Origin of the sequence: Coprococcus sp. RTP21281st1_F1_RTP21281_210402, assembly GCF_040915325.1 — a bacterium.
Lineage (GTDB): Bacteria > Bacillota > Clostridia > Lachnospirales > Lachnospiraceae > Coprococcus > Coprococcus aceti.
The window spans coordinates 156,135-170,958 of sequence record NZ_JBCPDQ010000001.1; the positions used below are offsets into that span (position 1 = coordinate 156,135).

The 14,824-nt window shown below is 41.8% G+C and carries 5 protein-coding genes; all 5 read right to left on the bottom strand.

From position 1 onward, the window contains the following. Window positions 1–112 precede the first annotated feature (112 nt). Window positions 113–10,768, bottom strand: a complete 10,656-nt coding sequence (locus tag AB5150_RS00815; RefSeq protein ID WP_368291056.1) for a Cna B-type domain-containing protein — start codon at window positions 10,766–10,768, stop codon at window positions 113–115. A 217-nt stretch (window positions 10,769–10,985) separates the two neighbouring features. Beyond that, the gene (locus AB5150_RS00820) at window positions 10,986–11,975 is read right to left on the bottom strand and encodes an NAD(P)H-dependent glycerol-3-phosphate dehydrogenase (RefSeq protein WP_022216421.1); all 990 of its coding nucleotides are present in this window, start codon (window positions 11,973–11,975) and stop codon (window positions 10,986–10,988) included. A gap of 375 nt (window positions 11,976–12,350) precedes the next feature. Then, entirely contained in the window at window positions 12,351–13,001 is a 651-nt protein-coding gene (gene plsY / locus AB5150_RS00825; RefSeq protein ID WP_334290618.1) for a glycerol-3-phosphate 1-O-acyltransferase PlsY, read from the bottom strand. An 11-nt stretch (window positions 13,002–13,012) separates the two neighbouring features. Then, window positions 13,013–14,335 carry a ribosome biogenesis GTPase Der gene (gene der / locus AB5150_RS00830; protein ID WP_022216420.1) on the bottom strand — a complete coding sequence of 441 codons (1,323 nt, stop codon included), beginning with the start codon at window positions 14,333–14,335 and terminating at the stop codon, window positions 13,013–13,015. A gap of 25 nt (window positions 14,336–14,360) precedes the next feature. Continuing rightward, a partial coding sequence (locus AB5150_RS00835; protein ID WP_368291057.1) for a DUF512 domain-containing protein occupies window positions 14,361–14,824 on the bottom strand: 464 nt, incomplete at its 5' end.

Below are 14,824 nucleotides of genomic sequence, written 5' to 3' on the forward strand. Positions count from 1 at the left end.
GTCATTTTCTATATATAGCATATGAATGTAACTGCTGTTTTATGAACAAAAAAATCCCCCAGAATACCACCATATAAGGTGATATTCCCGGGGGACATGTCACAGCTTTGTATTACTTGCTGCTCTGATTATTTTTTCTCTTTTTAGATGCCACAATAACACCGCATCCGGCAAGACTTATTAAGAGCACAACTGCTATTGGTACAACAGGAGCTCTGTCACCAGTATCCGGCTTGTTCTTGTCCTCTGTTGTTATTTCAGTAGTCTCAGTTGTCTGTGTTGTCTCGGTTGTCTCTGTGGTTTCCGTAGTCTCGGTCGTTGTTGTCTTCTTATCAACCATTGTGATAGTAACAACAATATCCTCGCCAGCTGCAACCTTATCATCAGAAACTGTGAACAGTATATCATCAGCCTTGTCATAGCCCGAAGGAGCCTTAACCTCTATGAGTGCATAGATCTTGCCAATTACAAGTACATTGTTGACTTCATGCGCACTGCCATCTGTTACCCACTCATCAATGAGTTTTCCATCAGCATCCTCGAGTCGAAGTGTTGCGCCCTTTACAGGAACACCATCCTCATCTACTTTCTCAAAGCTGTATTTTACTGAAGGTTCAAGCCATGTAATGTTTCCATTCTCATCAACTCTGGCTGTGACTTTACCTGTGTCAGTATTAAAACCACCGTCAAATGATTCAACTGTAATCTTTCCGTTCTCATCTTTCTTGAACTTGATTGATATTGGCTGTTCAGATACATAGTATCCATCCGGCGCCTGTATCTCTCTGATCGTATACTCTGTGCCGATCAAAATACCGTCAAACTTGAGAACTCCGTTGCTGTCTGTTGTAGCCTTAGCGACAAGCTCTTCCTCACCATTCTCGTTCTCCTTGTAGAGTCCGTATACTGAATTTGGAAGCTTTATGCCATTGTTCTCCTCTGCAACCTTCTCTATCTTGAGATCTGTTCTAGGAAGATCATTTATCAGTGTGTTATCCTGAACACCATTTAACACTGCATAAGTGTCAATGTTTGCCTCTGTTACCTCTGCTGTGTAGACTGTGTTATCGATAATATAATCTCCGATAGTCTTACTCTCTTTTACAAGATACGTACCAATCTTAAGATCCTTGAATGTCACAACACCATTTACACTTGTTGCTGTCATTACAGGATTCTCACACTCTGTATCTGTACCCTCATAGAGCGCAAACTCTACACCATCAAGCATTTTTACATCATCCGGGTCTTCAGCACATGACTCCTTATAAAGTCCAGCCTTAGTGAACTTGACAGTGCCAAGCTTGTAGGTATCAACGAACTCTACATCGGCTGTATTTCCACCAATAAGTGTTATTCCGGATGCCTCTGTTCCTTCACCGTCTATTCCATCCACAGTATAGCTGACTGTTACCGCTGCTCCATCATATGCATATGATGTTTCCTCAACTGTATATGTACCATCCGGCACATTTACAAGAGTTATCTCATACTTGCCATTTCCAAGCTTTGCAACCTCAGAGTCTGTAAGCTTTATGATCTTACTGTAGCCTGCATTGTTTGTAACATTGAACTTTACATTTGTCGCTGCATCATCTGCTGTAATATCTCCATTTATGGTCTTGGTAAGTTTTATAACATTTGGCTTGTATGTGTTTGTTATGTCATATCCAGTAACAGATGCCTTGTATCCCGAAACAGCATTCTCTGATACAGAATACTTGATCAGGGTTCCATTATCTTTGTACTTTGGTAAATCTGTAAAGCTGTAATTCCAGTCAGTATCTGCTGTAACCACGAGGCTCTTTATAACAGTACCATCTGCAAGAAGCTTAACTGTTATTGAATCTGGTCTCTGACCATCGTGATCATCGTCATCAACCCACGTCTTAGTACCTGATACATTGATCGTCTCAGGTGTGTGCTGATTGTCAACCACATATCCATCAGCTGCATTTCCTGTTATGACTGTTGTGTAACCATCTATAGTTGTAGTCTCCTCAACTGTGTAGTCGATGGTCTGTCCATTTTTCTTCTCGTCAAGAGCATTCCATGTATGTGTCCAGTTATTTGCCTTGCTGAGTGTTACCCCAGAGCCAGCTACAACCTGTCCATCAGCCAGAAGACGAACCATTACGCTAGGTGTTCTCTTGCCGTCCTGGTTATCATTATCACTCCACTTCTTTGTAACTGATACACTTGTCTTTCCCGGTGTGTAACTGTTCGTGATATTATAACCTGTAACCTCACCTGTATATTCTGGTACATCAACCTCAGATACAGAATACTTGATCTGAATTCCACCATCTCTATACTTTGGAAGATTTGTAAAACTATACTCCCAGTTTTCTGCCTCGGTTACCGTCTTTGTAGCATATACGCTGCCATCTGCAAGAAGGTTTACCTTGATATTTCCAGGTCTCTTGCCATCCTGATCGTCCGCATCATCCCATGACTTGCTGCCGCTCACTGATGTCGTCTCTGGTGTATAGCTGTTCTTTATTGTGAATCCTGTCTCAGCATCGCCTGTGACTGTGGTTGTATATCCATCAATTGCGGTTATCTCTCTTACACTGTAGACGATATTCACACCACTCTTCTTGACATCAAGTCCTGCCCATGTATATGTCCAGTTGTTGTCAGCACTGAGAGTTGTTTCTGATCCAACAACAGGAGTTCCATCAGCAAGGAGTTCAACCTTTACTGAACTCTCTCTCTTGCCGTCCTGATTGTCGGCATCATCCCAAGCCTTTGTAACTGATACACTTGTCTTTCCTGGTGTGTAACTGTTCGTGATATCATATCCATTTACAAGTGTCTGATAATCCTCAACAGCATTTTCTGTGATACCGTATGTGATCTCGTTGCCACCTGCGTACTTTGGAAGATCTGTAAAGCTGTACTTCCAGCCGTTCGCAGCTGTAACCTCCTTATCAGCCACCTTCACTCCGTTTGCAAGAAGATTTACTGTGATCTTTCCTGGTCTCTTACCATCCTGATCATTTGCATCATTCCATATCTTCTTACCACTTATTGAAGTTGTCTCTGGTGTGTAACTGTTCTTGATGATATAACCGGTCTTCGCAGATCCTGTGATAACTGTTGCATATCCTTCAACCGATGTAATCTCTTCAACAGTATATTCAATAGGTGATCCATTCTTGTTGATATCAAGATCACTCCATGTATGACTCCAGTTGTTGGCATCACTGAGATCCACCTCAGAATCTGCAACTACGTTTCCGTCGGCAAGAAGTCTTACTTTTATATTTCTAGCTCTCTTGCCATCCTGGTTATCAGCATCATCCCAGGCCTTTGTAACTGATACACTTGTCTTTCCTGGCGTATAACTGTTCGTGATATCATATCCGTTGACAAGTGTCTGATAGTCCTCAACAGTATCCTCTGTGATGGTGTACGTGATTTTATTGCCATTTTTGTACTTTGGAAGATCCGTGAAATTGTACTTCCAACCATCTGCCTCAGTTACTTCCTTCGTAGCATATATGTCTCCATCTGCAAGAAGATTTACCGTAATCTTTCCTGGTCTCTTGCCATCCTGATCGTTTGCATCGTTCCAGGTCTTTGTTCCTTCTATATTGATCGTTTCAGGCGTGTGACTATTGGTAAATGTATATCCGTTTTCTGCGTCTCCTGTCACAGCTGTAGTGTATTCGGAAACAGCATCCTCAGTTACTTCGTATGTTATCTCTGATCCATCTGCATATTTAGGAAGGTCTGTAAAACTAAACTTCCAGTCATTTGCTGCTGTGACTTCAAGACTCTTGATCTTTGTTCCGTTTGCAATCAGGTTGACTGTGATACTTGGAGGTCTGATACCATCCTGATTCTCACCGTCGTCCCAGATCTTAACGCCCTTTACTGATGTCGTCTCTGGTGTGTAGCTGTTCGTAACTGTGTATCCTGTTGTCATATCTCCGGTTATCACTGGAGTATATCCTTCAGTAATATCTGTTTCTTCTACAGTGTAAGCTATCGCAGCTCCATCCTTGTTCACATCAAGATCTGTCCATGTATGTGTCCAGTTGTTATCTGCTTTTAATATAGTCTCTGAGCCATCTACTGTTATTCCGTTCGCAAGCAGCTGAACCTTTACACTCGTAGGTCTCTTTCTGTCCTGATTGTTTGCATCATCCCAGCTCTTTGTGACTGATACACTTGTCTTTGCCGGTGTATATGTGTTTGTAATGTTATATCCGTCTATTACAGTAGCATAATCACCGACCGCATCCTCTGTAATGGTATAAACTATCTTGTTGCCACTGCTATACTTTGGAAGATCTTTGAAACTATACTTCCAGTCTTCCTCAGCTGTAACAGTCTTTGTCTTGTATAACTGACCATCCGCAAGAAGATTTACAGTTATGCTCTCAGGTCTCTTTCTATCCTGATTGTTTGCATCATCCCATGTCTTTGTACCAGCTATATTGATGGTCTCTGGTGTGTAGCTGTTGGTTATTACAAATCCTGTCTTGGCATCACCCGTGACCTTCTTCGTATATCCGGTTACTGTGGCTGTCTCATCTACTGTATAACCTATAGCTGTACCGTTCTTATAAACTGCAAGATCTTTCCATGTATACGTCCAGTTGTTGTCCTCTTTAAGAGTTACCTCTGAACCGGCAACCTCTGTGCCATCAGCAAATAATTTGACAGTGATTTCTTTTGCCCTCTTGCCGTCCTGATTTCCAGCGTCATCCCAGATCTTCGTGACATTGACATCTGTAGTCTCTGGAACATGTGTGTTTGTAATATCATAACCATTTGGAGCTGCTGTATATCCCTCCACACTGGCCTCTGTGATGGTATACTTTATCTCCTGACCATTGCTGTACTTTGGAAGACCTGTAAAGCTGTACTTCCAACCTTCTGCCTCTGTAACAGACTTTGTCTTGTAAGTCTGACCATTTGCAAGGAGATTTACTGTGATGCTCTTAGGTCTCTTACCATCCTGATCATTTGCATCATTCCAGGTCTTTATTCCATCAATATCTATCGTCTCAGGTGTATGACTATTGGTAACAGTGAAACCTGTCTTGACATCTCCTGTAACTTCAGCCTTATATCCTGGCACATTGCTTGTCTCTTCAACAGTATATGTTATATCCTTACCGCCGGACTTAAGTGGAATATCGTTCCATGTGTTTGTCCAGTTGTTATCGGCATTCAGTGTTACTTCTGAATCTGCAACATCTGATCCATCAGCAAGGAGCTTGACCTTAACACTGGTTTCTCTCTTGCCATCCTGATTATTGTTATCATCCCAAACCTTTGTCACTGAAATGCTTGTCTTACCAGGTGTGTAGCTGTTGGTGATGTTATATCCATCTATCAAAGTTGTATAATCTTTAACAGCATCCTCTGTTATTGTATACATGATCTCTGATCCGTTGTCATACTTAGGAAGATCTGTGAAACTGTACTTCCAGTTATCATTCTTTGAAACCTTCTTTGAAGCAACCTCATTGCCATTTGCAAGAAGTCTTACTGTAATCTCAGAAGCTCTCTTTCCGTCCTGATTATCTGCATCATTCCATGTCTTTGTTCCGCTGATATCAATTGTCTCAGGTGTATGACTGTTGGTGATGACAAATCCAGTCTTCACGTCGCCGGTTATCTTGGTATCATAACCCGCAACCGCATCCTCTTTAACGGTATAAGCTATCTCATTGCCGTTATCATCGTACTTTGGAAGATCAGCAAAGCTGAAATTCCAGTTACCTGACGCATCAGGGGTAACCGTCTTACTTGCGACCTCAGTCGTTCCATTCATAAGACGGACTTTAATATCCTCAGCTCTCTTGCCATCCTGATTATTATTGTCATCCCAAACCTTGGTTCCACTTACCGTGATAAATGCCTTGTATTCATTCGCCACAGTCACAAGTGATGATGACGATGATGAAATAACAACATCCGCAGCCGTATTGCCTGTTGATGAACCTACAGTATATGTAACTTTATGTGTATATCCATCAAACGCTGCACTTGTCTCTGTTACAGTGTATTTTCCATATGGAGCATTATTGATAACGTAGCTTCCTAAGTAAAACTGATCATATGTTACGATTGTAGGTCCCTTGTATCCCTCAGGGCCTGATATTGTAAATGTGATCTGCTTCTTCTGTGCATCTGTAAGCTTTGTATCATCGAGGTCTCCGCTGAAGAACTTCGTGATAACAAGGCTTCCAACATTCAGCTTGTTTGTGATCGTTGCAGCGGTAACTACATCGTTCTCATCCTTTGTGAGCTGAACATCGCTTGTATATCCTTCTACGTCATCCTCATCTACAGTGTAGTTGATAAGATTGCCATCGGCATCCTTCTTATCAAGATCTGTAAATGTTCCACTCCAGTTATTTGAATCATTGAGTGTAAGTGTCTTGTCAACGATCTTTGTTATATTGCCCGCCGCATCCTCTGTGGCAAGTGTAACTTTGATGTTCTTTGGTCTTGCTGACAGAATGTTGTCGCTGTCATCCCACTTCTTGGTTACAGGAATATCGATCGTCTCATTTGTCACCTTTGTGTTGGTGTTCGTGATGGTGATCGTTCCGGTTGCTGTTCCATTATTACTTATTGTGACCTGGTAATCAGCATTATCGAAATCCTCTTCTGCAAAGTAGTAGAGGTAGTTGCCATTTGCATCAGCTACTTTAAGCTCTATCTCATCGCTTGTCCACTTATTTGCACTATTTAAGGTAATTGTCTTTACAACAGGATCTGTGTTCTTGTCGTAACTTGATGGATTAGTTGATGCATAGATCTTAACTGTTATACTGTCAACCGGAATATCCTTCAGTGTTCCACCTGCAGCATCCTTCCATACCTTTTTAACAGTTATCTTTCTGTTCTCAGGAGTGTTATCTACTGGCAGTGTATAATCCTGTGAACCTTTGCTGTCAAGGACTATGTCTGAGATAGAATCAGTTGTCACCTCAGCAGGTTTCGGTCCTGTCAGGCTGGATGAGATATTGTTCTCATATATGTATATAGGATCTGTGAGCTTCTCATAACCCTCTGGTGCTTCCACCTCTATAAGCTTGTAATAGTAATTATAATACAAACTTGATAATGTAAGTCTTCCCTGTTCGTTAGTTACTCTTTCCTCATCGCTTCCAGGTACCATGAGATTCCAGTTAGTGTCTGCACTGTTGTTTGGATCACCATATCTGTAAAGCGCAAACTTCGCACCAGCAAGCTTGATTCCTGTCATTATAGAGTCAGTTTTTATTATCGAAAGATTAAACTGCTCTGTATCAGTTCCCATTGATGAATCCTGATCATTGATGTTCGTGTCCGTTGATGACGAATCTGCCGAACTTGTAGATCCAAGAATACCAACGCTGTTCTTAACATCCGCTGTAAGCTTACCTGTATATACAAGAGTATATGTATACTTCAGAATAAACTTTGTCTCATCCGGCATGGTGAGTGTCAGTGTAGACATCTTAGCTGTCGTATCATCTGCATATGTATAGCTGTATTTGTCCGCCGGAACTTCAGCGCCTGTATCTGCGTACAGAAGCTTAAACGAACCATCCTTGATAAATACTCTCTTTACTGCATCCGCATTGCTGTAGTCATACTTGTCAACTACAGTTATGGATCCTGTATTGCCAAGAGCCTCACCCTTCTCATTGATATGCACAGTATATTCAATACTGTTGGTGTCATTATCATAGTTTCCTGCAGTTTTGGTAATATTCGGTCCAGTCACAGTAACCTTTGCGCTGTCATCCTTGGTCTTAGTTGAACCGTCGGTTCTGACAACTGTTGCCGAACAATTGTTGGTGAATTCCACGTCACTGCCACCAACAACGGATGATATATCCTTTGTGACCTTGACTGCATAGTAGACAACAACCTTGACATTTCTGGTATAAAACTCAAGTGACTTTATGTCAAAACTAATACTGTTGCTTGCCACATTAAAGTTCTCTATATAATTATTTGCACCTGTCTGAGGTCTCGTCTTATTATCTGCATAATAAGAAACAAAATATATTCCAGCATGGCCAATAGTCTCTCCTACACCCTCTGGAAGCATATCACTCTTAAGGTATGTAGTATCGAGCTCAGTTCCTGCAGGAAGTGTATCTGTAAAGGAAAGTCTGTCTCCATCTCCATACGCAAAGTCACCGTTGAGAACTACCTTATATACGAACACATTGTTAGCCTTGTCATATACTACAATGCTTTCTTTCTCATCAGTACCATTAGTGTAGCTGTACTTCTCTACAACAGACCCCTTCGTTATTCCAGATACAGGATGTGAATCCTGTGATGTCTTGGATGAACCATCAATAGTAAGAGTACCCTTGTTGACTGCCGTATACTTGCTGTCAGACTTTACTGTCGTATTATATGTGATAACATAATCTATCGGGGTCTCCTCCGTGCCTGTTATATCTCTGAGGAATTCTATTGTATATCCTATTATGTAGTTATCAGATGATGCCGGAACATCTGCAACGCTGTCAATAGTTGAAAGCGTTGGTGCCCATACATTTGAGAAGTCAGCGTATGTTACCTTTACCTTGTAGTCAACTCCCTCTGTGAGGCCAGCTATTGTAAGTCCGTTTATCTGATCTGCCGTAAAGTAATGCTTTGGAAGTGCTCCATTATCATATGTTACAGAGTCAGTATATGTATCATTCGCATTGAGCTTGTCAACGCCAGATATTGTAGACTTCCATGCAAGGGTATATGTATCATCGTTCTCCGTCTCTGATACGAATTCCTTCTTTACTGAATCACCGGCCACCTCTACAGTCGCCTCGGCGCTGTCCGTAACTCCGTTCTTCTCTATTGTCGCTACATTCTTATAAACATCAGTCAGCTTATCAAGCTTGGATGAATCTGTTGTGTAGGTGAACACGATCTTGGATTTGTTCTCTGTCACATCAACCCTTGAAGTTCCATCCGTCAAATAAAGTTTACCATTCTCTTCCACAAAGCTTGCAGGAAGATTGATAGTGGTTGAAACATCTGTGTCATTTATGGATACGCTGCACGTCTTTTCGTCTGTGAGCTCTGTCCCATTCTTTGTGAGTATATCCGATACTGACATTCCTGTCAGATTCTTCTTCTTATCCGCATTCACGGTTACTGTCCATGTTATGGTTGACTTGTCACCTGACAGTGAACCGGTCTTACTTATGGATGCTGTAGACTTGCCGGCATTGTACCATGTACTGCTGTCGTTATCAGTATGCTCGTCATGTGAATCATCTGACACGTCTACACCATTCTTATTGTGTACATTTATGCTTCCGATGTCATCGGCAATATCTGAGACAATAACCTCGTATGTGATCTCATACTGTGAATTAGCGTCAAGCTTCGGAAGATTTCCATTTATAACTGTTTCACCATTTCCTATGGTTCCTGTTGCAGGAGTCACATATCCATTTGCTGTGACATCCGTGTACTGTCCGTTGCTGTCCTTGAGCTTGCATGTAACATTCTGTACTGTTCTCTTGGCATCAGATCCAAGTTTTGAGTCAAGTTCATTTGCAAGAATATCATCAAGTGTAATATCACCATCGCTTCCATACTCAGAACTTACTATAACCTTGTACTTGTAAACTATCTTGTGATCGTCAGGATCAATGCTCACACCATCTGAGGATTTTGTAACCTTGAGATCTGTGGCACCGTCCTTCACATATTTGTAGCCCTTGTTGGTCTGATCCTTATCATCAACCTTTGAATTCTTAGCCTCTGCAATATTGCTCTGGTTCAGATTGATCACGTCCTGAGAAAGATCATCGACTTTACTCTTTACTGTATAGGTTATCTTATATGACTCCTTTGCACCGAGTGCAGGAAGAGTTCCTTCTATAGTAGAGGTACTACTGTTATATGTGAGTGATGAGCTGCAGTCTGTGTTGTCAGACTTAATCACCTTTATATCTGTAACTTCAGGTATGACACCTGCTATGTCGTTGGCTATAACATCACTAAAGTTCAGATCCTCACTGGCACTTCCATGATTGGATGAAACTTCTACGGTATAGTCAAAGTATACATATCCATCCTTAGGATCTGTAACTCTACCCTCGGATGCGGTCTTCTTCACATCCACATCAGGCTTGAAATCCACATCCACAGTCACAATCACAGTGCTTGTGAATTTGTTCTCGACCTGGTTTTTCTCATTGTACTTTGTGAGATCCATATCGATCCACGCCTTGAAGAAAGCCTTGAGCTGGGCTCCCCCCTCGAGTGCTGTATGATCGATCGTCGCAGTAAGGACTCCGTTCACAACTGAATACGAACCGATCCTGTTACCACTTCCATCAGTTATATCCTCATTCAGAATATCGGAATTAAACTTTATGGTATCCGGCATCGTATAAGTAAATGTTGCATCTTCACCAGACTCCACTATGCTATTAACAACATTTTCCGGAAACACTATATCCATAGACATCTGGATATCTACACCGGCTTTTGTAGGATCATTTGGATCTACAGGAAGCGGCGTTGTGGACGGTCTTGAACTGCTACCATATATATTACCTGCTTTATCAGCAATCGTAGCTCCAGTAATATAATCTTCAAGATTTCCGGTTACTGCTGCACTCGACAGCATTGCTATCGAATCAGTAGCCGTGGCGTATGCGTCTCCCCCTCTCGTCTCGGCCGCATTGGACCAACTATAATTAGAAGGCGAAATCAACGTAGTTATCATAACTACCGCCAGCAGCAGTGCTATAAGCTTTTTCGTAGTTTTTGCCATTGTAATACCTCTTTTCTAATTATTTTTCGACTTACACACTTGCTTTAAATTTATCATAACACATGGTAATTGTAAACAGTTTGTGAACAAAAAGAACAGTTTTCTGTTGCTTTTTTGTTCACATTTACTTTATCGTTTAATTATTAGGTGATTTTGTACTACTATTCTTCGGCAGCATAATCTATCGAAATATATCAAACATATAAAATATAATCGATTACAATTCACTCTTTCTGTCTCTGTTGAGAAGCTCTGTGAGAGCCTCTTTTGCCGTCATGCCATTAAATAATACATTATTGACTGCTTCAACGATAGGCATCTCAACCCCATGCTCCCTGGCAAGTGCCAGTGTTGCCTTGGCAGAATAAACACCCTCAACAACCATCTTGACCTCCGCCATAGCTTCCTCATAGGTCTTACCCTGACCGATGAGATATCCGGCATTCCTGTTACGGCTGTGCTTGGATGTACATGTAACTATAAGATCTCCCATTCCTGAAAGTCCTGACAGCGTCTTGACATCTGCGCCCATGGCAAGTCCAAGTCTCATGATCTCCGCCATTCCTCTGGTCATAAGAGCAGCCTTCGTGTTGTCGCCAAGTCCAAGTCCATCTGATATTCCGGCTGCCAGAGCTATTACATTCTTCACTGAACCACCCAGCTCAATACCAGTCACATCAGTGCTTGTATATACCCTGAAATAATCGTTCATAAATGCGTTCTGGATCGTCTTTGCAATCTCTATATCACGGGCACCGGCAACTACCGTTGTAGGTATTCCGCGGCCTACTTCCTCTGCATGTGACGGACCCGAAAGGACAGCCACCTTAGCCTGTGGGATTTCTTCCTCAATGATCTCCACGAGAGCCTTGAGTGTGGACTCTTCTATTCCCTTGCTGACATTCACGATAAGCTGTCCGTTGCTCACCTTGTCAGCGATGTTCTTTGCTGTGCTTCTGACAAACGGAGAAGGCACTGCGCACACTATCATCTTCTGACCAATAACAGCCTTTGACGCATCTGTTGTATATTCAATACTGCTGTTAAGTATAACGCCCGGAAGTCTGTCTCTCTGCTCATGAAATTCCTTGAGCATGGCAACCTCTCTCTCATCTATAGACCACACTATAACCTCGTGTCCATTTCCTGCCAGCAGATTAGCAAGTGCAGAACCCCATCCACCTGCTCCGAGAACACCTATTTTCATCGTAAAATACCTCCAAAATATTTATATTTCTTTTTTCAATCCTTGAATCATTTTTTTCTATTTTAACTTTTTTTCATCATTTAATCCAGTCTATAGTGACAATACATGGATGTTTTTGCAAATTTTTACTGTATTTTTAGATTTTGGGCTAGTTATGTAAACTCACATTATTCTAATCAACAGTTTTTAATACGCATTTCACTGCGTATAAATATCACATAACCATAATCTCGGTTTTATGTATACTCATTATGTTATCTGATTTTGTTTTATCCAGACATCTATAAAACGTTGCTCACTACAAAAAATCCCCTCCTTCCTGTTTTATCCAGTAAGGAGGGGATTCAATAACTCTCTATTCGCTTCCGCTTTCCATCAAGCCTTCTTAGAACCAAACGACAACTTATTCTCCGTTCCCGCTATCAGTCTCTTGATATTCTGCCAATGTCTTATCACGGCCATTCCGGCTATGATTCCCGCCATGATTATTCCTTCGATCATTTTTGCATTCGATGTGAAATTATAATCTCCATGAATTGCAAATACTGTGTATAATATGAAGAATCCGATCATGATCGTAAGTGATCCAACCGATACATATCTTGTTATCACAACACTTATAACGAACGCTGCAAGGAGTATCACTACCAATCTCCAGTCCCACAGACCTACTATCATTCCGCCGCTGGCAGCAATTCCCTTGCCGCCCTTGAACTGCATATAGAATGGGAAGTTATGACCAAGCACAACTCCAAGTCCTGTATACAGTACGAACATGTATGCATTACCTATACCTAGCTGGCCAAGTATGATATGTGTCAGTGAGCAGGCGATTATTCCTTTGAGGAAATCCCCCAGGAAAACTATCAGTCCAGCTTTCTTTCCAAGAACTCTCAGTGCATTTGTCGTTCCCGCATTTCCACTTCCATACTTTCTTATATCAACACCTTTTATCCTGCCGTAAATATACGCTGTCTGAATGAGTCCTACTCCATAGCCCCCAACCAGACATATAGCCCTAATCAACATCTCCATGACTACTTCTCTTTCCTCTCCCTGATTATGAATTTTAGAGGTGTACCTCTGAATCCAAAGGATTCTCTTATCCTGTTCTCTATATAACGTGTATATGAGAAATGCATAAGCTCCTTGTCATTTACAAATATGACAAATGTAGGAGGTTTAACTGACACCTGGGTAATATAATAGAGCTTAAGTCTCTTACCCTTATCTGATGGTGGCTGCTGCATAGCAACCGCCTCACTCATAATCTCATTCAGAACACCAGTAGCTATGCGGAGTGAATGATTCTCTATAACAGCATCTATGGTCTCGAACAGCTTTGGAAGTCTCTGTCCGGTCTGGGCTGATATGAAGAGCAGCTCCGCATACGGCATGTATGAAAGCTTGTTTCTGATCTCCTCTGTAAACTTATATATGGTCTTGTCATTCTTCTCGATAGCATCCCATTTGTTCACAGCTATTATCATTCCCTTGCCACGATCATGTGCGATTCCCGCGATCTTGGCATCCTGATCGGTTATTCCCTCCGTTGCGTCTATTACGAGGACTGCAACATTACATCTCTCAACCGCTGATACTGTTCTTATGATACTGTATCTCTCTATATCCTCTTTAATCTTGCTCTTTCGTCTGAGTCCCGCTGTGTCTATGAATACATATTCTCTGCCATTTCTGACGATCTCTGTATCCACGGCATCTCTTGTGGTTCCGGCTATATCTGATACAATAACCCTGTCCTCACCGAGAAGCTTATTAATTATAGAAGATTTTCCTACGTTTGGCTTTCCTATGATGGCGATTCTAGGTCTCTCATCCTCCGTGTCATCCTTTGCAGACTCATTGAAGTGTGATACCACCTCATCGAGCATATCTCCTATTCCAAGTCTGGATGAACCTGATATAGGATGTGGATCTCCAAGTCCAAGATTATAGAACTCATACACATCCGGCATGAACTTTTCAAAGCTGTCTACCTTGTTGACAACGAGAACTATAGGTTTCTTGGATCTTCTGAGCATATCGGCAACCTTGGCATCATCATCAACCATTCCCTGTCTGACATCCGTCATGAACAGGATGACGTCCGCTGTCTCTATGGCTATCTCTGCCTGTTCTCTCATGCTCTTAAGTATAATATTGTCTGACTCCGGCTCAATTCCTCCTGTGTCTATCAGAGTGAAATTGTAATCCAGCCAGTTGATATCAGCATAAATTCTGTCTCGCGTAACTCCCGGTGTATCCTGAACTATGGATATCTTTTCTCCGGCAAGCACATTGAACAGAGTTGATTTACCTACATTGGGTCTGCCCACTATGGCAACTATAGGTTTACTCATTCTATCTTCCTCCATATATAATTAATTACATATCATCGCCAATTACTGCATGAATAAAATCAGCACCACTTGATTCTACAATACAAACATCGACTTGTAAAGCATCTGTGAGCTCTGCAAGCGTCACATCATCAAGGAATTTTGGCTCATCCGCCATAAGAGTATTGGAAGGCAGTATAAGCCGCTGCCCAAGAGGCTTTCCTGTGAGCTGCTTTCTTATATCTCCACCCGTAAGCAATCCTGTCACGGTTATTCTATGTCCAAAAAAATCATTAATGATCTTATACAGATGCACCTTCACATTAGGGAACTTCTCAGGGATCCTGTTAGCAAGGAGCTTTATGGAATCATATACGAGCACTCCAGTAACCATGGACACCTCATACTCTCTGTCATCGCCCTCTACGCAGCTCCACTCTTCATCAAACTCATCTATGAGCAGTCTCACCATGCCCACACCATTTTCAAGCTGGATAAAGCCATCATACC